The 22,004-nt window shown below is 70.4% G+C and carries 17 protein-coding genes; 9 read left to right on the top strand and 8 right to left on the bottom strand.

What is annotated here, in order from left to right; genetic code table 11:
- The first annotated feature begins 118 nt into the window (after positions 1-118).
- The 4 genes from OG780_RS15735 (at position 119) to OG780_RS15750 (ending at position 6,666) form a co-directional block, all read left to right on the top strand.
- Entirely contained in the window at positions 119-1,522 is a 1,404-nt protein-coding gene (locus tag OG780_RS15735; protein ID WP_328448681.1) for a class II fumarate hydratase, read from the top strand.
- A gap of 115 nt (positions 1,523-1,637) precedes the next feature.
- Positions 1,638-2,330, top strand: a complete 693-nt coding sequence (gene fomD / locus OG780_RS15740) for a cytidylyl-2-hydroxypropylphosphonate hydrolase (RefSeq protein ID WP_328448683.1) — start codon at positions 1,638-1,640, stop codon at positions 2,328-2,330.
- Positions 2,331-2,766: 436 nt separating this feature from the next.
- Positions 2,767-4,944, top strand: a complete 2,178-nt coding sequence (locus tag OG780_RS15745; protein ID WP_328448685.1) for a SpoIIE family protein phosphatase — start codon at positions 2,767-2,769, stop codon at positions 4,942-4,944.
- Positions 4,945-5,199: 255 nt separating this feature from the next.
- Positions 5,200-6,666 (top strand): catalase, encoded by a 1,467-nt coding sequence (locus OG780_RS15750; RefSeq protein WP_328448688.1) that lies wholly within the window; start codon positions 5,200-5,202, stop codon positions 6,664-6,666.
- An 82-nt stretch (positions 6,667-6,748) separates the two neighbouring features.
- On the opposite strand, the gene OG780_RS15755 is transcribed toward OG780_RS15750, so the two are convergent.
- Positions 6,749-9,067 (bottom strand): transglycosylase domain-containing protein, encoded by a 2,319-nt coding sequence (locus tag OG780_RS15755; RefSeq protein ID WP_328448690.1) that lies wholly within the window; start codon positions 9,065-9,067, stop codon positions 6,749-6,751.
- Positions 9,068-9,560: 493 nt separating this feature from the next.
- On the opposite strand from OG780_RS15755, the gene OG780_RS15760 reads away from it, so the two are divergent.
- From OG780_RS15760 to OG780_RS15770, 3 genes are read left to right on the top strand one after another with little or no spacing between them, the layout of a single operon-like run.
- Positions 9,561-10,088, top strand: a complete 528-nt coding sequence (locus OG780_RS15760; protein ID WP_328448692.1) for a PadR family transcriptional regulator — start codon at positions 9,561-9,563, stop codon at positions 10,086-10,088.
- Positions 10,085-10,783: an ABC transporter ATP-binding protein gene (locus tag OG780_RS15765; protein ID WP_328448694.1), complete on the top strand. Its 699-nt coding sequence runs from the start codon at positions 10,085-10,087 to the stop codon at positions 10,781-10,783. Before OG780_RS15760 ends, OG780_RS15765 begins: the two co-directional genes overlap by 4 nt.
- Positions 10,780-13,113 carry an ABC transporter permease gene (locus tag OG780_RS15770; protein ID WP_328448696.1) on the top strand — a complete coding sequence of 778 codons (2,334 nt, stop codon included), beginning with the start codon at positions 10,780-10,782 and terminating at the stop codon, positions 13,111-13,113. Before OG780_RS15765 ends, OG780_RS15770 begins: the two co-directional genes overlap by 4 nt.
- A gap of 117 nt (positions 13,114-13,230) precedes the next feature.
- Here the strand turns inward: OG780_RS15770 and OG780_RS15775 are convergent, their stop codons facing one another.
- The 4 genes from OG780_RS15775 to OG780_RS15790 all read right to left on the bottom strand — a co-directional run bounded on the left by OG780_RS15775 (position 13,231) and on the right by OG780_RS15790 (position 16,382).
- Positions 13,231-13,659: a hypothetical protein gene (locus OG780_RS15775; protein ID WP_328448698.1), complete on the bottom strand. Its 429-nt coding sequence runs from the start codon at positions 13,657-13,659 to the stop codon at positions 13,231-13,233.
- Between the two features lie 4 nt (positions 13,660-13,663).
- Complete coding sequence (locus OG780_RS15780; RefSeq protein WP_328448700.1) at positions 13,664-14,116, bottom strand: roadblock/LC7 domain-containing protein; 453 nt, start codon at positions 14,114-14,116, stop codon at positions 13,664-13,666.
- A gap of 54 nt (positions 14,117-14,170) precedes the next feature.
- Positions 14,171-15,130 (bottom strand): MarR family transcriptional regulator, encoded by a 960-nt coding sequence (locus tag OG780_RS15785; RefSeq protein ID WP_328448702.1) that lies wholly within the window; start codon positions 15,128-15,130, stop codon positions 14,171-14,173.
- A 277-nt stretch (positions 15,131-15,407) separates the two neighbouring features.
- Positions 15,408-16,382 carry a LysR substrate-binding domain-containing protein gene (locus tag OG780_RS15790; RefSeq protein ID WP_328448704.1) on the bottom strand — a complete coding sequence of 325 codons (975 nt, stop codon included), beginning with the start codon at positions 16,380-16,382 and terminating at the stop codon, positions 15,408-15,410.
- 175 nt (positions 16,383-16,557) lie between these two features.
- Here OG780_RS15790 and OG780_RS15795 point away from each other — a divergent pair, with 175 nt between their 5' ends.
- Both OG780_RS15795 and OG780_RS15800 read left to right on the top strand, forming a co-directional pair.
- A complete protein-coding gene (locus OG780_RS15795) occupies positions 16,558-17,112 on the top strand; it encodes a peroxiredoxin (protein WP_328448706.1) in 555 nt (184 codons plus the stop codon).
- Between the two features lie 6 nt (positions 17,113-17,118).
- Entirely contained in the window at positions 17,119-17,652 is a 534-nt protein-coding gene (locus OG780_RS15800; RefSeq protein WP_326785759.1) for an alkyl hydroperoxide reductase, read from the top strand.
- A 201-nt stretch (positions 17,653-17,853) separates the two neighbouring features.
- Here the strand turns inward: OG780_RS15800 and OG780_RS15805 are convergent, their stop codons facing one another.
- The 3 genes from OG780_RS15805 to OG780_RS15815 all read right to left on the bottom strand — a co-directional run bounded on the left by OG780_RS15805 (position 17,854) and on the right by OG780_RS15815 (position 21,857).
- On the bottom strand, positions 17,854-19,269 hold the full coding sequence (locus OG780_RS15805; protein WP_328448709.1) for an AI-2E family transporter: 1,416 nt from the start codon (positions 19,267-19,269) through the stop codon (positions 17,854-17,856).
- 136 nt (positions 19,270-19,405) lie between these two features.
- On the bottom strand, positions 19,406-20,104 hold the full coding sequence (locus OG780_RS15810; RefSeq protein ID WP_328448711.1) for a lytic transglycosylase domain-containing protein: 699 nt from the start codon (positions 20,102-20,104) through the stop codon (positions 19,406-19,408).
- Positions 20,105-20,531: 427 nt separating this feature from the next.
- Positions 20,532-21,857 (bottom strand): PhoH family protein, encoded by a 1,326-nt coding sequence (locus tag OG780_RS15815; RefSeq protein WP_328448713.1) that lies wholly within the window; start codon positions 21,855-21,857, stop codon positions 20,532-20,534.
- Between the last annotated feature and the right edge of the window lie 147 nt (positions 21,858-22,004).

The raw sequence follows: 22,004 nt of genomic DNA on the forward strand, positions 1-22,004 counted from the left end.
GTGTGACGCCGTACGAGCCGAGGGAACGGTCGCCGACAAGGCGGCCGTTCGTGCGTCGCGGCGCCGGGCGGGAACACGGGCGGGCTCCGGGATGCTGTGTCCCATGGAGGTGTCACCGATGGCGGATGACCAGGGCGAAGGCGCGTACCGGATCGAGCACGACTCCATGGGCGAGGTGCGGGTGCCCGCGGAGGCGAAGTGGCGGGCGCAGACGCAGCGCGCCGTGGAGAACTTCCCCGTCTCGGGGCAGCGCATCGAGCGCGCGCACATCGAGGCCCTCGCCCGGATCAAGGGGGCCGCCGCGAAGGTGAACGGCGAGCTGGGCGTGATCGCCAAGGATGTCGCGGAGGCGGTCCAGGATGCGGCCGCGGAGGTCGCCGAGGGGCGCTGGGACGCACACTTCCCGGTCGACGTCTTCCAGACCGGCTCGGGCACCTCCTCCAACATGAACGCCAACGAGGTCATCGCCACGCTGGCCGGCGAGCGGCTGGGCCGGGACGTCCACCCCAACGACCACGTGAACGCGTCGCAGTCGAGCAACGACGTGTTCCCGTCCTCCATCCACATCGCCGCGACCGCCGCCGTCACCCGCGATCTCGTCCCCGCCCTGGAGCATCTCGCCACCTCGCTGGAGCGCAAGTCACGGGAGTTCGCCGATGTGGTGAAGTCGGGGCGCACCCATCTCATGGACGCGACGCCGGTGACGCTCGGCCAGGAGTTCGGGGGCTACGCGGCCCAGGTGCGGTACGGGGTCGAACGGCTGGAGGCCTCGCTGCCGCGGCTGGCCGAACTGCCGCTCGGCGGCACGGCCGTGGGGACGGGGATCAACACGCCGCCCGGGTTCTCCGCCGCGGTGATCGCGGAGGTGGCACGGGCGACCGGGCTGCCGCTGACCGAGGCCCGCGACCACTTCGAGGCGCAGGGGGCGCGCGACGGGATCGTGGAGACGAGCGGTCAGCTGCGGACCATCGCCGTCGGGCTGACGAAGATCGCGAACGATCTGCGGTGGATGGCCTCCGGGCCGCGCACCGGACTGGCCGAGATCAGCCTCCCGGATCTCCAGCCCGGCTCCTCGATCATGCCGGGCAAGGTGAACCCGGTGATTCCCGAGGCGGTGCTGATGGTCGCCGCGCAGGTGACGGGGAACGACGCGACCGTCGCCGTCGCGGGCGCGGCCGGGAACTTCGAGCTGAACGTGATGCTTCCGGTGATCGCGAAGAACGTCCTGGAGTCGGTCCGGCTGCTCGCGAACGTCTCGCGGCTGCTCGCCGACCGCACGGTCGACGGGATCGTCGCGCACCGCGAACGGGCCCGTGAGTACGCGGAGTCCTCGCCGTCCGTGGTGACGCCGCTGAACAAGTACATCGGGTACGAGGAGGCCGCCAAGGTCGCGAAGAAGGCACTGGCGGAGCGGAAGACGATTCGCCGGGTGGTGCTGGAGTCGGGGTACGTGGAGCGCGGGGACCTGACCGAGGAGCAGTTGGACGAGGCCCTGGATGTCCTGCGGATGACACATCCGTAACAGTCCGCGTCCGGGAAGAAACGCCTGATGACGGCTCCGTAACAGCAGGTTGCCGTCGGCGGGAACCGTGACGTGAACCGCAGCGCCGCATGCCTGGGGCACCTAATATCTGGTCATGGCAGAGGGTGGAGCGGTGAGACGAGCGGAAGCGGGCGGGCCGGCGGCCCACTGGGAGCCCGGGAGCCAGATCCTGTGGCGGTACCGGGAGAACGCCGGTGACCGTGTCCACATCTGCCGCCCCGTGACGGTCGCACGCGACGACGCCGACCTGCTCGCGGTGTGGATGGCGCCGGGTACCGAATGTGTGAAGCCGGTGCTCGCCGACGGTTCGCCGGTGCATGGAGAACCGCTGGAATCGCGCTACACGAAGCCTCGCGCGGTGCGGCGCGACCGGTGGTTCGGGACCGGTGTGCTGAAGCTGGCGCGGCCGGGCGAGGCCTGGTCGGTGTGGCTGTTCTGGGAACAGGGCTGGCGTTTCAAGAACTGGTACGTGAACCTGGAGGCCCCGCTGACCCGCTGGGCGGGCGGGGTGGACTCGGTGGATCACTTCCTCGACATCTCGGTCCACCCGGACCGCAGTTGGCGCTGGCTCGACGAGGACGAATTCGCCATGGCGCAGCGGGCCGGTCTGATGGATGCTCAACTGGCGGCACAGGTACGGGAAGCGGGGTGGTCGGCGGTGGAGGTGATCCGTTCCTGGGGCGCGCCGTTCTCGGACGGATGGCAGCACTGGAGGCCGGATCCGGGCTGGCCGGTTCCCGCTCTGCCGGATGACTGGGACCGTACGCCCGCGCACGTGTCCTCATGAGACCCTTGATGCGCCCCCGTGGTACAACCGTAGGATCGTCTTCCGCAAGGGCAAACGGCAGCGACAACTCCCGCAGGATGAGCCGGGCTTGACCATATGTCACCGAGGGGCGGCAGGACGTGAGCGAGGGGTACGAGGCGTACGGCGGCGTGGCCGGCCAGGGACCGGTCGCACCGCGCGGGCTCGCCACGACGGCCGTGCGGGCCAGGCGTCACCGGGCAGACGGGGCTTCGCGGACACGCCCCGGGGCTTCGGCCGTCGCCCCGCTGTCGGCACGGACCGTTTCCGGCCGTCGGCGAGCCGTACCGTGCCGGGCGACGGCTGTTCGCGCCGTCGGTCCCGGCCCTGACGACACGCAGAATCCGTTCCTGGGGCACACATTCCGGGTATCGGGGCTGCGGGAAGAACTGTGCGCACGGCGCACAGCCCCGGACGGATGGACTCGACACGCGTGACGGAGCATCCCACCTCGCACGAGCGCCGGCAGAACGGCGCCGGCCTGCCGCCCGCCCCCGCGGACCCTCGCGGGGCGCTCCTGCGTACCTCCGAGCCGCCGTCCCCGCTGCCGGGTTCCGGCGCGTTACCGGTACAGGCCCGCACGGGCGACGCGCCGAGGGGTTCGGGTGCGCCCAAGCCTCGCGGCAAGCGCGGGAAGGCCGGCGGCCAGGTGTCCGCCGACGTCGGCGCGTCCGCGTCCTCGGGCACCGACGTGCCGTCGTCCTCGCCGGTCTCCTCCGGGCCCGGCTCCGAGCACTCGCAGCCCTCGGCGACCGAGCCCGACACCCACCGCCCCCGGCCCGCGCCGGAGGGCATCCCGATCCAGCCGGACGCCGAGCAGGGACGGGCCTCGCGGGCATCCGCCGGCAAGGAGCGCCGTACCGGGCAGGGTGTGCCGCAGAGCGGACCGATGCCGATGCGGCGGGACGGGGACCGGCTGCGCTTCGTGGGCGCCGCGACCCGGCGGATCGCCCGGGGCATCGACCTCGACGAGATCGTGATGGGGCTGTGCCGGGCGACCGTGCCGACCTTCTCCGACGCGATCCTCGTCTATCTGCGTGACCCGCTGCCGGTCGGTGACGAGCGGCCGACGGGTCCTCTGGTGCTGCGGCTGCGGCGCACGGACCGGATTCCCGAGGAGCGGGACACCGAGAGCGGTTTCCTGCCCGCGCTGCGGCCGGAGCCCAACGAGCTGTCGGCGATGACGGCCGAGCTGTGCGAGGTACGCCCCGGCGGCGCCCTCGCCGAGGTGCTGCGCGGGGTCCGGCCGGTGTTCGCCGACGCGCCGGCCGCGCGGGCCGCGCTGCCCGAGCTGCTCGGCGACGACCTTCCGGTGCCGAGCGGGCAGCGCGCGATCCTCGCGCCGCTGCGCGGCCGGCGCCGGGTGATCGGGGCGGCGCTGTTCCTGCGCCGGCCGGAGCGGCTCGCCTTCGAGGCGGACGACCTGCTGGTCGCGGCGCAGCTCGCCACGCACAGCGCGCTCGGTATCGACAAGGCGGTGCTGTACGGCCGTGAGGCGTACATCGCCGACGAGCTCCAGCGCACGATGCTGCCCGAGACGCTGCCGCGGCCCACGGGGGTCCGGCTGGCGTCCCGGTATCTGCCGGCCGCGGAGACGGCCCGGGTGGGCGGTGACTGGTACGACGCGATCCCGCTGCCGGGCAGCCGGGTCGCGCTGGTCGTCGGTGACGTGATGGGCCACTCCATGACGTCGGCGGCGATCATGGGCCAGCTGAGGACGACGGCGCAGACCCTCGCGGGGCTCGATCTGCCGCCGCAGGAGGTGCTGCACCATCTCGACGAGCAGGCGCAGCGGCTCGGCACCGACCGCATGGCGACCTGCCTGTACGCCGTCTACGACCCGGTGTCGCACCGGATCACCATCGCCAACGCGGGCCATCCGCCGCCGGTGCTGCTGCATCTGGGCGGGCGGGCCGAGGTGCTGCGGGTGCCGCCGGGCGCCCCCATCGGCGTGGGCGGGGTCGATTTCGAGGCGGTGGAGCTGGACGCGCCGGCCGGGGCGACGCTGCTGCTGTACACGGACGGTCTGGTCGAGTCGCGGCTGCGTGACGTCTGGACCGGGATAGAGCAGCTGCGGGAGAAGCTCGCGGCGGTCGCGGCGCTGACCGGGCCGGATCATCCGCCGCCGCTGGAAGCGCTGTGCGACGAGGTGCTCGACATGCTCGGCCCGGGAGACCGGGACGACGACATCGCGCTGCTCGCGGCACGGTTCGACGGGATCGCGCCGAGCGATGTCGCGTACTGGTTCCTGGAGCCGGAGGACGCGGCGCCCGGCCGGGCCCGGCGTCTGGCCCGGCGGGCCCTGGCCCGCTGGGGCATGGAGGACATGACCGACTCCGTGGAGCTGCTGGTCAGCGAGGTCGTGACGAACGCGGTGCGGTACGCCTCACGGCCGGTGACGCTGCGGCTGCTGCGGACGGACGTCCTGCGCTGCGAGGTCGGCGACGACGTGCCCCAGCTTCCGCGGCTGCGGCAGGCGCGGGCCACGGACGAGGACGGTCGCGGTCTGTTCCTGGTGAACCGGCTGGCGCGGCGGTGGGGGGCGACCCGGCTGAGTACGGGAAAGGTCGTCTGGTTCGAGTTGAACCGGAACTGACCGGGTACCCGTCCGGTCTCGCCCCGGTGGGCCGGTGCCGGACCGCGCCGGTGCGGGTGCCGGACGGCGGCTGCGCGGGTGCCTGACGGGCCTGTGCCGGTGCCGGACCGTGCCGCCTGTTCCGGTGCCTGTAGGCGCCTGTGCGGGCGGGTCGGTACCGGCACCCGTCCCGTGTTGCCGACATGATGTCGGCGGCGTTGACTGCTGGGGTGAGCGAAGCGACCTGACGACCTCATCTCCGACGGGAGGACGCTCGTGACGCAGGCATCCCGGAAGGCTCCGTACACCACGAACAACGTCGGGATTCCGGTGGAGAGCGACGAACACTCGCTCACCGTCGGCCCCGACGGCCCGATCCTGCTCCAGGACCACTACCTCATCGAGAAGATGGCGCAGTTCAACCGGGAGCGGGTGCCCGAGCGGGTGGTGCACGCCAAGGGCAGTGGCGCGTACGGATTCTTCGAAGTGACCAACGACGTCAGTCAGTTCACCAGGGCGGATCTGTTCCAGCCGGGCAGGCGCACGGACATGCTGGCGCGGTTCTCGACCGTCGCCGGTGAGCAGGGCTCGCCCGACACCTGGCGCGACCCCCGCGGCTTCGCGCTGAAGTTCTACACCGAGCACGGCAATTACGACATGGTGGGCAACAACACCCCGGTCTTCTTCGTCCGCGACACGATCAAGTTCCAGGACTTCATCCGTTCGCAGAAGCGCCACCCGGTGACAGGGCTGCGCGACAACGACATGCAGTGGGACTTCTGGACCCTCTCGCCCGAGTCCGCGCATCAGGTGACCTGGCTGATGGGCGACCGGGGCATCCCGAAGACGTACCGTCACATGAACGGCTACAGCTCCCACACCTACATGTGGATCAACGGCGGCGGTGAACGGTTCTGGGTGAAGTACCACTTCAAGACCGACCAGGGCATCGACTTCCTCACCCAGGCGGAGGCCGACGAACTCGCGGGTACGGACGGGGACAGGCACCGCCGTGACCTGTTCGAGTCGATCGAGTCCGGCGACGCGCCGAGCTGGACGCTGAAGGTCCAGATCATGCCGTTCGAGGACGCGGCGGACTACCGGTTCAACCCCTTCGACCTGACGAAGGTCTGGCCGCACGGGGACTACCCGCTGATCGACGTGGGCCGTATGGTCCTGGACCGCAATCCCGAGGACTACTTCGTCCACATCGAGCAGGCCGCCTTCGAGCCCTCGAACATGGTGCCCGGCATCGGGCCCTCGCCGGACAAGATGCTGCTGGGCCGGCTGTTCTCGTACCCCGACACCCACCGCTACCGGATCGGCCCCAACTACAGCCAGCTGCCGCCCAACCGGCCGCGCTCCCCGGTGAACTCGTACGCCAAGGACGGCCCGATGCGCTACGAGCCGTCGACGACGTCCCGCCCGTACGCGCCGAACTCCTACGGCGGCCCCGCGGCCGACTACGAAGGCCGCTTCGGTGACCCCGCGAGCTGGCAGACCGCCGGCGAGCTGGTGCGCGAGGCCTACAAGCCGCACCGCGAGGACGACGACTGGGGTCAGGCGGGCACGATGGTCCGCGAGGTGCTGGACGACGCGGCCCGGGACCGGCTGGTGGGCAACGTCAGCGGGCATCTCAAGGCCGGTGTCACCCGCCCGGTGCTGGAGCGCGCCTTCCAGTACTGGCGCAACGTGGACAAGGAGACCGGCGACCGGATCGCGCGGAGCGTCGACGGCGGCTGAAGCGCCGAAAGGCCGGCCTCTTCGACAGAGGGGGCACCCGGAGTTCCGGGTGCCCCCTCTGTCACGCGTCCGCTGTCGTCCGCTACTGGGTGGTCTGGTCGAACGGGTTGTCCGGAATGCCGTCGGTGGGCGAACTCGTCGGTGTGGACGGGCTCGTCGTCGTCGGCTCGGTCGTCGTCGGCTCGTCCGTGGGGGTCGGCGGAGCGCTCGTGGTGGGCGGCTCCGTCGACGGCTCCTCGGTGGTCGGGGTCGACGACGGCGTGCTGGACGGCGTCTGGGTGGCGGTGGGCAGGTCGGTCGGCGCCACCGCCGCGCCCGACGTGGTGTTCAGGTCGAACTCGGTGACCTTCCCCGCCATCGCCGCGAAGGTGTAGGCCGCCCAGATCTTCGCCGGGTAGCCGCCGCCGTTGACGCGGCCGCCCTCCAGGACGAGGCCCGTGGCGCCCTTCATGGAGACGTGGTCCTGGGTCTTCGGGTCCTCGCCGAACAGGCCGACCGAGGTGACCAGGTTCGGCGTGTAGCCGGTGAACCAGGCCGACCTGTTTTTGTCGGACGTACCGGTCTTGCCGGCGACCTGCTGGCCGTCACGGGACGGGTTGTTCCGGACGGAGACCCGGGCCGTACCGTCGTCGACCACGCCGGTCAGCACCGAGGTGACCGTGTCGGCGGCCTCCTCGCTGATGACCTGCTCGCCGATCGGGTCCGGCATCTTGACCGTGGTGTCCTTGTGCTCGGCCTTGGCGACGACCGCCGGAGTGACCTTCTTGCCGTGGTTGTCGAGCGTGGCGTACGCGCCGGCCATCTCCAGCGGGCTCGCGCCCATGGAGCCGAGGGTCTGGGCGGGCACCGCCTGGAGGCCCTTGGTGTGCATGCCGAGCTTGCCCGCGACCTTCAGCACCTCGTCCATGCCGACGTCGACGCCCATCTGCGCGAAGACGGAGTTGATGGACTTGTTCATCGCGGTCTGCACGGTGACGGGGCCGTAGCTGGTCTCGTCCTCGTTCGGCGGTGCGAAACCGATGTCGCTGCCCACCACGGGACGGCGGTTGGTTCCGTCGTAGATCGTGTTCGCGGTGATCGGCTGCCCGGAGTGCGTCTTGGCCTTCTCCTCGAGGGCGGCCGCGAGGATCATCGGCTTGAACGTCGACGCGGCCTGGTAGTCACGGCGCGTCGCGTTGTTGAAGTAGTGCTTGAAGTAGTCCGTGCCGCCGTACATCGCGAGGACCTTGCCGGTCTTGGGGTCGACCGACACGGCACCGGCCTGGATGTCGGCGTCGACCTTGCGCTTCTTCGGGTCCAGCTTGCTGGTCAGCTGCTGCTTGACGGTCTTCTCCAGCAGCGCCTGCTTCTTCTTGTCCACGTTGAGCGTGATGGTCCAACCGCCCGCGGTGAGCAGGGCCTTGGCGTCGTCCAGGTCCTCGGCGGTGCCCTGCGCGACAAGCTGTCCGGCCAGCTCGTCGTTGGCCTGCTCCACCAGATAGCCGGTCTGGCCCTCCATGCCCGGCGCGCCCTTGGGGTCCTTGGGGACCGGGAACTTCAGGCCCGCGCGCTTGCCGGCGTCGAGCCAGTGCATCTCGACCATGTTGTCGAGGGTGTAGTTCCAGCGGGCCTCGACGAGCTTCTTGCCGGTCTTCGAGGCGACCGCCCAGTCGTACTGGCTCGGAGCCTGGAGCAGCGAGGCGAGGTAGGCGCCCTGCGCGACCGACAGGTCCTCGGCGTCGACGCGGTAGTAGGCCTGCGCCGCGGCCTGGATGCCGTACGCGTTGCGGCCGTAGTAACTGGTGTTGATGTAGCCCGCGAGAATGTCCTCCTTGGACTTCTTGCGGTCCACCTTCAGCGAGATGACCATTTCCTTCAGCTTGCGCGTGACGGTCTGGTCCTGGCTGAGGTAGTAGTTCTTGACGTACTGCTGGGTGATCGTCGAACCACCCTGCTTGCCCTTGCCGGAGAGGGTGTTGATCAGGCCTCGGGCGGTGCCCTTGAAGTCGATGCCCGAGTCGCTGTAGAAGCTCTTGTTCTCGGCGGCGACGAACGTCTTCTGGACGCTCTTGGGCACCTTGGCCAGGTCGACTATCTCGCGGTTGACCTTGCCGCTGCGCCCGAGCATCGAGCCGTCGCTGTACTTGTAGATGTTGCTCTGGCGCTTGGCGGCGGCGTTGCCCTCGGGCACCGAGACGACCATGTAGAGGACGATGAAGGCGCCCATGCCGAGCAGGCAGAAGCCGAGGAACGTCCCGAGGATCGTCTTCCAGTTCACGAACCGGCGTATGCCGGTGCGGCGGGGCTTGCCGCCCGCCTTCGCGCCGGGCCCGGAGCCCGGCGACTCGTGCCCGGACGAGCGCTGGGGCGCCGCGCGGCGGCCCTGCACCTGCCGCGCTCGTCTCTCTTCAGCTCGTCCCATGGGTCGATCCGCTCCGCTTCATTCTCGTGTGGCACACAAGTTCGCCGGTCAGGTCAGCTCAGAAAGCTAACACCGCGCGCTATGACAAAGGGGCGCCGATCCGGCCTTTTCCGGACGTGACAATCAGCACGCCCTTGGCGGTGCCCCACTGAGTCCGACGTGCGGAGAGGCCGGAAGGTTGCCGGGACGGGACAAAGTGAGACGACGAACAGCGCACGGCGGGCGCGCGGACCGGGTCCCTGCCATGCCGCACACTCCCCTGGTCCGTGCGGGCGGCGCCCTGGTCCGGGAGAGCGCCCGCTCCGGGTACGGGAGGGCGGGGGCCCGGGTACGGGAGGACGGGCGCCCCGGGTGCGGGAGGAGCGGCCGGACGGTTCCAGAACCGTGACAATCGGCCGTGACCAGCAGGTTCCCTTTACTCGGGCCGCCTTTCCCGCGACCTGTACGCACGGCGTATACACGCGGTGTATACGCCGTGTGTAGAGTGCTGGGCATGTCCATCGGTCACACCCTTCTAGGGCTCCTGGAGTCCGGGCCGCGCCACGGTTACGACCTGAAGCGGGCCTTCGACGAGAAATTCGGTCACGACCGGCCACTGCACTACGGCCAGGTCTACTCGACGATGTCGCGGCTGCTGAAGAACGGGCTCGTCGAGCTCGACGGGATCGAGGCGGGCGACGGGCCCGAGCGCAAGCGGTACGCGATCACCGAAGCCGGCGTCACCGACGTGCGGCGCTGGCTCGCGACGCCGGAGACACCCGAGCCGTACCTCCAGTCGACCCTGTACACCAAGGTCGTCCTCGCCCTGCTGACCCACCGGGACGCGAGCGAGCTCCTCGACACCCAGCGTTCGGAGCATCTGCGGATGATGCGCATGCTGACCGAACGCAAGCGCAAGGGCGACCTGGCCGATCAGCTGATCTGCGACCACGCCCTCTTCCACCTGGAGGCCGATCTGCGGTGGCTGGAACTGACGGCCGCGCGCCTCGACCGGCTCGCCGAGGCGGTGACGGCCCGATGACGGCGGCCACTCCTCCCCCGGGCTCCCTGCTCACCGCCTCGGAGCTGCGCAAGACGTACGGCCCGACCACCGCGCTGGACGGTGCCGACTTCTCCATCCACCCCGGCGAGGTCGTCGCCGTGATGGGCCCCTCCGGCTCCGGCAAGTCCACCCTGCTCCACTGCCTCGCCGGCATCGTCACGCCCGACTCCGGCTCGATCACGTACGACGGACGCGAGATGGCGACGATGAACGACGCCCAGCGCAGTGCGCTGCGCCGCTCCGCGTTCGGGTTCGTCTTCCAGTTCGGCCAGCTCGTACCGGAACTGAGCTGTGTCGAGAACGTCGCGCTGCCGCTGCGGCTGAACGGCACGGGCCGCAGGGAGGCCGAGCGCACCGCGCTGTCCTGGATGGAGCGGCTGGAGGTCGACGACCTCAGGGGCAAGCGGCCCGGTGAGGTCTCCGGAGGCCAGGGACAGCGGGTGGCCGTCGCCCGTTCGCTGGTCACCAGCCCTCGGGTGCTGTTCGCCGACGAGCCGACCGGCGCGCTCGACTCCCTCAACGGCGAGCGCGTGATGGAGCTGCTGACCGAGGCGGCCCGCTCGACGAACGCCGCCGTCGTGCTCGTCACGCACGAGGCGCGCGTGGCCGCGTACTCGGACCGCGAGGTCGTCGTACGTGACGGCAGGTCCAGGGACATGGAGCGGATCGTATGAGTGCCCGCCAGTGGTCCCGCGACCTCGCCATGGGTGCCAGGTTCGCGGTGACCGGAGGCCGTGAGGCCTGGGTACGGGTCCTGCTGACGGCCGTCGGGGTCGGTCTCGGTGTCGCGCTGCTGCTGCTCACCACGGCGATCCCGAGCGCGCTGGACGCCCGGCACCGCCGGGAGACCGCCCGCACCGACATCACGTACAGCTCGACGGTCAAGAAGAAGTCCGGCCGTACGCTGCTCGTCGCCAACTCGAACACCACCTTCCGCGACGAGGACGTACGCGGCCGGCTGCTCGAACCCGAGGGGGCCCGCGCGCCGCTGCCGCCGGGCGTGTCCACGTTCCCGGCGGTCGGTGACATGATCGTCTCCCCCGCTCTCGACAGGCTGCTGAAGTCACCCGGGGGCAAGCTCCTGCGTGAGCGGCTCGACCGCCGTGTCAGCGGCACGATCGCCGACAGCGGGCTCGCCGATCCGCATGAACTCGCCTACTACGCGGGCGCCGAGGGCCTGACCGCCGGCCCGCTGAGCACCGGCCGGGTCGAGCGCATCGACTCGTTCGGCTCCGAGGAGCGGTCCGAGGCGATGGACCCCGTCCTGCTGCTGCTCGTACTGATCGTCTTCGTCGTGCTGCTGATGCCGGTCGGCGTCTTCATCGCCGCGGCCGTACGGTTCGGCGGTGAGCGGCGCGACCGGCGGCTGGCGGCGCTGCGGCTGGTCGGCGCGGACGGGCGGATGACCCGGCGCATCGCGGCGGGCGAGGCACTGGCCGGGGCCCTGGTCGGACTGCTCCTCGGCGCCGGATTCTTCCTGATCGGACGTCAGCTCGCGGGCCTGATCATGCTCTTCAGGATCAGCGTCTTCCCGGGCGACCTCAATCCGGCGCCCGCCCTGGTGGCGCTGGTGGCCCTCGCGGTCCCGGCCGCCGCGGTCGCGGTCACGCTCTTCGCGCTGCGCGGCGTCGTGATCGAACCGCTCGGCGTGGTGCGTACGGCACGGCCCTCGCGGCGCCGGCTGTGGTGGCGGCTGCTGCTGCCGCTGGGCGGCCTCGCGATGCTGTACCCGATGATCGGGCAGGGGCGGACGGGCGGTGGCTTCAACGAATACCTCGTCGTCGGCGGCGTCATGCTGATCCTGGTCGGCATCACCGCGCTGCTCCCCTGGGTGGTCGAGGCGGTCGTGGCCCGGCTGAACTCCGGCGGCGTCGCCTGGCAACTGGCCGTCCGCAGACTCCAGTTGAGCAGCGGCTCGGCGGCCCGTCTGGTCAACGGCATCGCGGTGGCGGTGGCCGGCGCGATAGCCCTGCAGATGCTGTTCGCCGGGGTCGACAGCGACTACACGAAGGTCAACAAGAACGATCTCACCCGGGCCCAGATGTCCGTCAACGTGCCGGACAAGGTACCGATGGACAAGGCGGTCCGAGAGCTGTCGGGGACCAGGGGGGTCACGCGGGCGACGGCCCTCGGACGGACCGATCTGGGCGAACGGCGCGACGAACCCGAGCGCCAGTCGAGCGTGACGGTCGGCGACTGCGCGGCCCTGCGGGAGGCGGCCAGGCTGCCCTCCTGCGAGGACGGCGACATCTTCGCGGTGGAGAACGCGGAGTGGGACGAGAACACCGCGGCGCTCGACAAGGCCGGTACCGAGCTCTACCTCGACCCGTCCAACGGCTCCTACTTCAAGGGCGAGGAGATCCCCTGGACGGTGCCGAAGGACATCAAGCGGGCGGGCTCGCGCAAGGACCCTTCGGGCGACGAACGCGGCGGCTTCCTGTTCACGCCCGGGGCGCTGCCCGGGCGGGCCGCGTCCGCCGTGCACGGGACGGTCTATCTCCAGCTCGACGAATCGGTGCCGGACGTCCGTGAACTCGTCCGCAACAGCGCGGCGCGGATCGACCCGCGGGCCGAGGCCAACACCTGGACGGTGACGACCGAGTCCGGCAAGTTCACGTCGATCCGTACCGGGCTGTTCGTCGGGGCGTCCTGCGTCCTCGTGCTGATCGGCGCGAGCCTGCTGGTCTCCCAGCTGGAACAGCTCCGGGAGCGCAGGAAGCTGCTGTCGGCGCTGGTCGCCTTCGGCACCCGGCGCCGCACGCTGAGCATGTCGGTGCTGTGGCAGACCGCGATCCCGATCACCCTGGGGCTCGCCCTCGCGATGGCCGTGGGCCTCACCCTCGGCACGGTCCTGCTCAAGATGACGGACACCGCGGTGAGCGTGGACTGGGCGAGCGTGCTGTCGATGACCGGCATCGGCGCGGGTGTCGTGCTCCTGGTGACCCTGCTCAGCCTGCCGCCGCTGATCCGGCTGATGCGGCCGGACGGGCTGCGCACGGAATAGGGCGCCGGACCGGCGCGGCGGGGCGCGGTCCGCGGCCTGCCGCGCCACGCCGGTGACACGGTCTGCCGTGCCACCAACGGTGGCCCTCCCCGGGCGGGGAGGGCCACCGGTCCGCGTTCAGAGGCTGTACTCCTTCACCACGCGGCGGACCTGCGCGAAGAGCATGCCCACGTTGACCGCCTTGCGGCAGACGACCACGGCGACCACGTCCTGACTGTCGTTCATCCGCACGAACAGATGGGTGAGGTTGTCGCTGTTGACCAGGATCTCCTGGAAGAAGTGCGCGTCGGACTCGATGCCGCGCCGCTCCTTGAAGACGTCCTCGATCATCTGGACCGTACGCCCCTGGAACAGGTCGAGGGTCGCGCCCGCGAGCAGGTCCAGGACCTCCGGCGGATGGTTGTCGACGGTCTCGTAACTCAGCAGCATTCCGGTCGACATGTCGACCGCTCCGGAGGCGAGGCAGTCCGGAGCGTCGGTGCGCAGTGATTTGACCAGGCCCATGATCTGGTCGGAGAACCCCGGCGTCATTCGCTTGCTGGCCATGTCGTCATACCCCTTCGGTCGCGGTCTCGGTCACGGCTCCGACGAACGCGTCGGGTACGGCGGGAGGTGCGGGGAGCGGACCGGGGCCGGCCCCGGTGAGGATCGATCCGATGCGGCCGAGAGCCGGCCGGGTGTGCTCGTGGAGCCGTTCGAGGTCGATGCCCTCGTCGCCGAGGACGATCATCAGCGCGGTGTCGCCGACCGCGTAGAAGGCCGCGAGCCCCTGGCTGCCGTAGGTCACGGTCTGGCGGAACGCGCCCCGGCCGGTGACCGCGGTCGCGCGGCGCGCGATGCCGAGGCCCGCGGCGGCGATCGCGGCGAGGCTCTCCGGTTCGATGGTGTCGGCGGTGTCGGCCGCGATGAGCATTCCGTCGGCGGCCGCCACCGCCGTATCGGTGATTCCGGGAACCTGTTCCCGGAGTTCCCTCATTTCCCTGGCCAATGCCTCGTGATTCATTTATCGAACTCCCTGATGATGATGCGCATGTGATCGTTGACAGGCATTTCGGTTTCACGTTCCGGAGTCCGGGGTCCAGATCCGGTGCCGCAGCCGGAAGAATCCTTTCCAGCTCGCCCCGGCCCTTTCGGGAGCGAGGGTTTCGGTTATTCCGCTCGCGCCGGGATCACGGCGGGGCAGCGACGGGGCATGCGCTCCGGGGTCTCTGCGGGGCAGGGACGGGGCGATCACCCCCGGCGGCGGGCCGGGGTCCGGCCGGGGCTCGGGTGCCGCGGACTCTCCGGCGGCCACCGCGGAGGACAGGGCGGAGAACACCTCGGGGTCCAGGGCGGGCGGGGCGCCGGCGGGCCGCTGCCGGAGTGCTCCGGTCGGCAGGTCCCGCACGGTGACGCGGGTGGCGGAGTCGGGCTCCGCCGGCAGTTCCAGCAGCCCCTCGCCGAGCATGCGGGCCATCCCCACCGTGACGGTGTAGGCGCCGAGGCCGGTCGTGAAGGCGATGTCACGGGCGGTCCGGCGGCCGTCTGCGTGGGCCAGCAGCTCCTTCTGCGGTGGCGGGAGCTGCTCGCGTATCTCGTCCGGCACCGCCGCCGGCACGGGGCGTTCCCGGTCCGGCCGTACGGGCCACGGCAGGGCGGCGACCGCCGCGAGCTTCCTCGCCGCGTCCTGGAGCAGCCGCCCCGGAGCCTCTCCGAGGGCGACCGGCGCGTACGGCTCGAAGGCGGCGTCGAGCGGGTCGCACGCCTCCACGTCACCGGCCACGACGGCGAAGGCCGCGTCCTGCATCGCCATCATGCAGACGACCCGGAGCTGTGCGGCCCCCGCGTAGCCGTGCGCGATCAGCCCGGCCTCGGGCCACCGGCTGCCGTCGGCCTCGCGGAGCAGTCCGGCCCACTGTTCACCGCTGACGCGGCCGGAGCGCAGCAGCCGCGCCTCGGCACCCGGGGCCCCCGGACTCTCGACGGCGACGACGCAGCCGTCACGGAGATGGAAGACTCCTCCGGGCTTTCCGGACACCCGTAGTTTTCCCGTCACCCGTGTGCTCTGGCATTCGCTCAGCGCGCGCGACAGCAGGTCGTATCCGACCCTGCCAAGGGAATCCCGAATGCCCGACATCACTCCCCTTGGAACTTCCGGCACTTCGCACAGACGCCTGACGAGTCACCCTGAGGAGGTATGTGTATCAGCCGGGGCGGATATCCCAGCGAGAGTCGCACTACCTGACGGAAGTTGAAATATCCCGGCTCCCGAAGGACATCATCGGTCGCTCGAATGACCGACTGTGCACGGCAGTTCAGGCCTTGGCGTCCAACACCCTGACGGGCAGCGGGCGCAGAGCCCCCCGCAGGGCCTCCGCCAGTTCCTGGTACTCCGTGCTCCGCGCGGCGCCCGACCGCATCGCGAGCGCGATCCGCCGGGTGGGCGCCGGGTCCGCGAAGTACGCGGTGAGGAGCTGATCGCTGCGGGTGGTCTCCACCTTGACGGCGGTGCGCGGCAGCAGGGTCACCCCGAGACCGCCCGCGACCAGCTGGACGAGGGTCGACAGGCCCGCGGCGGTGGTGGTCACGGGGGCGTCCGCGCGCCCGGCCTCACGGCAGATGTCGAGGGCCTGGTCGCGCAGGCAGTGGCCCTCGTCGAGCAGCAGCAGACGCAGTTCCCGCAGCGCCTCGCGCGGAATGCCCTCCTGCCCGCCGAGCCCGTGTCCGAGCGGGGTCACCAGCACGAAGTCCTCGTCGAACAAGGGGAGTTCGAGGACACCGGGCATGCCGAGGGGAACCGCGAGCAGCAGCAGGTCGAGCCGGCCGGCCGTCAGGCCCTCCAGCAGGCTGGCCGTCTGCTCCTCGTGCACCTGGAGGTCGAGGTCGGGGTAGCGGTCGTGGACGAGACGCAGGACGGTCGGCAGGAGGTAGGGGGCGACGGTGGGGATGACACCGAGGCGCAGCGCTCCCGTGAACGGCGCGCGCACGGCCTCCGCCTCCTCCATCAGCGCGCCGACCTCGGCCAGCACGGCCTTGGCGCGGACGGCCAGACGCTCACCGGCGGGCGACAGGAGCACTTTGCGGGTCGTACGCTCCAGCAGGGTTACCCCGAGGGTCTCCTCCAGGGCGGAGACGGCGCCGGACAGGGCGGGCTGGCTCATGCCGATCGCGGCGGCCGCGTCCCGGAAGTGCAGATGCTCGGCGACGGCGGTGAAGGCGCGCAGCTGCGCGAGGCTGGGGCTGCGGCGCCCGCCGCCCTTGCCGCCCGCCCTGCCGGTGGGGCTCGCCATGGCCTCGCCTCTCGCTCCGGGTGGGTTCACCGGACGTCACTGATAGCCGTACTCGATCAACACGACCAAGTGTAGCTATTTCCCGAATCAATGCTGCCTGTGCCACGATCGAGGTCGTCCACCCCCCTAGGGAAATGCCCCCAAAAAGGGCTACCCCTTGCTGCTAGGAGAGTTTGTGCTCACTGTCGGTGACCAGTTCCCCACGTTCGACCTGACCGCCTGCGTCTCGCTGGAGAAGGGCCAGGAGTTCGAGCAGATCGACCACAAGACCTACGAGGGCAAGTGGAAGATCGTCTTCGCGTGGCCCAAGGACTTCACCTTCGTGTGCCCGACCGAGATCGCGGCCTTCGGCAAGCTGAACGACGAGTTCGCCGACCGTGACGCGCAGGTGCTGGGCTTCTCCGGCGACTCCGAGTTCGTGCACCACGCCTGGCGCAAGGACCACGACGACCTGCGTGACCTGCCCTTCCCGATGATGGCCGACTCGAAGCACGAGCTCATGCGCGACCTCGGCATCGAGGGCGAGGACGGCTTCGCCAAGCGTGCCGTCTTCATCGTCGACCAGAACAACGAGATCCAGTTCTCCATGGTGACCGCCGGCTCCGTCGGCCGTAACCCCAAGGAGGTCCTGCGGGTCCTGGACGCTCTCCAGACGGACGAGCTCTGCCCGTGCAACTGGACCAAGGGCGAGACCACCCTCGACCCGGTCGCCCTTCTGGCCGGTGAGTGACCTTCCATGGCTCTCGACGAACTGAAGTCCGCCATACCGGACTACGCCAAGGACCTGCGCCTGAACCTCGGTTCGGTGATCGGCAACAGCGACCTCCCGCAGCAGCAGCTGTGGGGCACCGTCCTGGCCTGCGCCATCGCCTCGCGCTCCCCGCGCGTGCTGCGTGAGCTGGAGCCCGAGGCGAAGGATCGGCTGTCGCCCGAGGCGTACACGGCCGCCAAGTCGGCCGCCGCGATCATGGCGATGAACAACGTCTTCTACCGGACGCGGCACCTGCTGTCCGACCCGGAGTACGGGACGATGCGGGCCGGTCTGCGGATGAACGTCATCGGCAACCCGGGTGTGGAGAAGGTCGACTTCGAGCTGTGGTCGCTCGCCGTCTCCGCGATCAACGGCTGCGGGCAGTGCCTCGACTCCCACGAGCAGGTGCTCCGCAAGGCGGGCGTCGACCGGGAGACGATCCAGGAGGCGTTCAAGATCGCGTCTGTGCTCCAGGCCGTCGGCGCCACGCTGGACGCCGAGGCGGTCCTCGCCGAGTAGTCCTAGCGCGCCCGAGCGGCTCGCAACCCGCTCGAACTCTCAGGGCCCCGCCCACCTTCATGGTGGGCGGGGCCCTGTGCGTTCACGATGGGTTGGGCCCGGTGCGTTCACGCCGGGCGGTCCTTGTGCGTTCACGCAGGGCGGGGCCCGGTGCATTCACGCCGGGCGGTCCTTGTGCGTTCACGCAGGGCGGGGCCGCCGCTACGGCGTCAGCCGGTGGGCCGGGGACGCGTCCACGGCGGTGGCTCCGCGGGGCTCGGGGGCGTGGCGCAGATCCGCTTCGGCCGCGTACGACCGCAGGTAGACGACCACCGTGTTGGTCACCGCGACCAGCGGGACCGCGACGACCGCTCCGCCGATGCCCGCGACCATGCCTCCGGCGGCGACCGACAGGACCACCGCGAGGGGATGGACGCGGACCGCGCGGCCCAGGATGAAGGGCTGGAGGATGTGACCCTCGATCTGCTGGACGGCGAGGACCACGACGAGTGTCATGACGGCGGCGAAGACGCCCTGGGTCACCAGCGCGACCACCACGGCCAGCGCCCCGGAGATCACCGCGCCCACCAGCGGGATGAACGCGCCGAGGAAGATGAAGACGGCGAGCGGCACGGCCATCGGGACCTTGAGGAAATAGATGCCCAGGCCGATGAAGGTCGCGTCGATCAGGGCGACGATCACCGTGCCGCGGACGTAGGCGGTGAGCGTGCGCCACGCGCGCGGGCCCGCGCCCGCGACCCCGGTCCGGGCGGCGGCCGGGACGAGCTTGAGCGACCACTCCCAGATCCGCTTGCCGTCGTAGAGCAGGAAGAGGGTCGAGAACATCGTGAGCAGGATGCCCGTCAGCGCCTCGACGATCACCGTCACGCCCTGGAGGCCCGCCGACGTGATCTGGTCCGTGTTCGCGCCGATCGCCTCGCGGAGGTTCTTCGCGATCTCGTTGATCTGCTTGTCCGTCACATGGAACGGACCCTTGAGGAGCCACTTGCGCAGCTCGTCGATGCCGTCCTGGATCTGGTTGGAGAGGTTGTCGATGTTCTCCTGGACCTGCCAGACCACGAACCAGCCGACCAGCCCCATGATGACGAAGCCGAGGATCGCGGTGAGCGCGGTGGCGAGCCCTCGCGGCACCCCGTGACGTGTCAGCCGGCCCACCGTGGGCTGGAGCAGCGCGGTGATGAGCAGCGCGGCCACGAAGGCGAGTACGACGAGCTGCACGGCGCTGATGACCCGCATCAGCACCCAGACGGTGCCCGCGAGGATGAGCAGCCGCCAGCCGGCCTCGGCGGCGACCCGCACTCCCCACGGCACGGCGAGGGCGGGGTCGGGGCGGTGGTGGGGCGGCGCTGCGTGGACGGGCGCCGCGGCCGTCTCCTCGGAGGGCCGCTGGACCGGGAGCGCGGAGGCGTCGGCGTCCGCCGCCGGGTCGTCGGGGGTCCCGGGAGCCCGCGGGAGGGTGCCGGGTGCGTCGAGGGGGGCGGGCGTGTCGAGGCCGTCCTCGCCGACGAGGGGGCCCTGCGTCTCCAACTCGACCTCGGCGCGGCGCTCGTCCAGCCGCTCGCCGAGCTCGGTGAGCCCGGCGCCGATCCGGCCGAGCCATCCTGGTACACGCGACATGATGCGTCCTCTTCCCCCGCTGCTCCCCACCACTCCCCCCTGGAGTCGTCGGGTCCGACCGTACATGGCCGAAGCCCCTCCCCCTAGGACGGGGAGGGGCTTCGCAAGGTTGAGCCGCCGGCGTACGGCGTGGAACTCAGTACCAGCTGTTGGCCTGCCAGAACGACCAGGCCTCACAGGGGCTGCCGTACCGGCCGTTCATGTAGCTCAGGCCCCACTTGATCTGCGTGGCCGGATTGGTCTGCCAGTCGGACCCGGCGGACGCGTACTTGCCCGCGGGCAGGGCCTGGAAGAGACCGTAGGCACCCGAAGAGGCGTTGACGGCGTGGTAGTTCCAGCTCGACTCGTGGTTCACGATGTTGCTGAAGCACTGGAACTGACCGCTCGGCACCATCTGGGCCGCCATCGCCTGGATCTGGGCGACGCTGTACGAGGACTGGACCGAGAAGCTGGAGGCGTCACGCGTCGCGGAGCGGCTGGCGGCCTTCTCGGCTTCCTTGCGCTCCTTGGCTTCCTGCTCTGCCTTGGCCGCGGCCTTCTGCTTCGCGACCGCGTCGTCGGCCGCCTGCTTGCGGGCGGCCGCCTCGGCGTCCTTCTTGGCGCTCGCGTCGGCCGCGATGGCCTGGGCGTCGGCCTGCTGCGTCAGGGACGCGGTCTGCACCTGGGCCTGCTGGCCCGCAGGTATGTCAGCGAGGAGAGTCGAGTCGCTCGCCGTCGCCTCGGCATCGTTCGAGGGCTGGGCGACGCTGCCCGAGGCAACTCCGACCACGCTTCCGACGGCGGTGACCGCGGTGGCCGAAGCCACTGCGAATCCCCGGACCGAAATCCGGCTCACACGGTTTCCTTCCAGCATCGCCCGTTTAGGTGACCCTCGCGGACGCAATCGTGCCCCTCGGCGCTGGCCTCCCAACTGCGGGGTCACGGGGAGACACGGGCCCGGTGGGCAACTCCCGCTGGGGGAGCGCCGCGTGGTGCGCGGGCGGCATACGACGGCTCTATGGAGTTCTGAGGTTCCGGTGTTGCCGTACCGCTGGGGGTACAGCTGTGTCGTATGCGGGGCCTGACAGGAGTGAGACTTTAGCCGTAACCCGGCTCCGCACGGCAATTCCGTGTCGCGTGTGAAAGCTCACACCCCGTTTGCCTCAGCTGTTTCCTGGAAACGCCAGCGCAGCAAGACGCCGCCCGGCTAGGCTTTTCGCCTTTGCCGGACGGCGCCAACCAGCGTGTATCCACCACCCTTTGACCAGGTGGGACAGCCGGGATCAGATCTGCCCGTCCTCCAGCATTTCGGTCACGAGTGCCGCAATCTGGGACCTCTCGGAACGATTCAACGTGACGTGCGCGAAGAGCGGATGGCCCTTCAACTTCTCTACGACGGCGACCACTCCGTCATAGCGCCCGACGCGCAGATTGTCCCTTTGTGCCACGTCATGGGTCAGAACGACCCGTGAATTGGCCCCGATCCGGGACAGAACGGTCAACAGGACGTTCCGTTCCAGGGACTGGGCCTCGTCCACGATCACGAACGCGTCGTGGAGCGAGCGGCCGCGGATGTGCGTGAGCGGCAGGACCTCCAGCATGCCGCGCGCGGTGACCTCCTCGATGACCTCGCGGCTGGTGACCGCGGAGAGCGTGTCGAAGACCGCCTGGGCCCAGGGGCTCATCTTCTCGGACTCGGAGCCGGGCAGATAGCCGAGCTCCTGCCCGCCCACCGCGTACAGCGGCCGGAAGACCATCACCTTCTGGTGCTGGCGGCGTTCGAGGACGGCCTCCAGGCCCGCGCACAGCGCGAGCGCGGACTTGCCGGTGCCGGCCCGGCCGCCCATCGACACGATCCCGATGTCCGGGTCGAGCAGCAGATCGAGCGCGATGCGCTGCTCGGCACTGCGGCCCTTGATGCCGAACGCCTCACGATCGCCGCGTACGAGCCGGACGTCACCGTCGGCGGTGACGCGGCCGAGGGCCTTGCCGCGCTCCGACTGGATCGTCAGACCCGTGTGCACCGGCAGACCGGCCGCTTCGGGGACATGGACGTGTCCCTCCTCGAAGAGGATGTCCACCTGTTCGCCGGCCAGGCTCAGTTCGGACATTCCGGTCCAGCCGGAGGAGCCCGTGATGGCGAGCTCCGCGCGGTACTCCTCGGCGAGGAGACCCACGGAGGACGCCTTGATCCTGAGCGGCAGGTCCTTCGAGACGACGGTGACGTCGTATCCCTCGGCCTGCAGGTTGCGGGCGACCGCGAGGATGCGGGAGTCGTTGTCCCCCAGGCGGTACCCGCTGGGCAGGACGCTGGGGTCCGAGTGGTTGAGCTCGACCCGGACCGTCCCGCCGAGCTCCCCGACGGGAATCGGGGAGTCGAGGCGGCCGTGCCGGACCCGGAACTCGTCGAGCAGGCGCAGGGCCTGCCGGGCGAAGTAGCCGAGTTCGGGATGGTGCCGCTTGGCCTCCAGCTCCGTGACCACGACGATCGGAAGCACGACTTCGTGCTCGTCGAAGCGGCTCAGGGCATTCGGGTCGGCCAGCAGGACGCTGGTGTCGAGAACATAGGTGCGCCGGTCAGGCGTGCGGCGCTTTGTGCTGGTCACCACGGAAGGACGTACCCCCTCGGATGAGGTCGGGGAGCGACGAAGGAGATCTGGACCGGTTACCGGCACCGATGCGCGGGCCGAAAACCGGCCCTCCGCTTCGTCCGTACTGACCGCACGGTCGGGCTGGTGCAAAGGGCCTCCCGGGCG

The organism is Streptomyces sp. NBC_00386 (assembly GCF_036063235.1).
GTDB lineage: Bacteria > Actinomycetota > Actinomycetes > Streptomycetales > Streptomycetaceae > Streptomyces.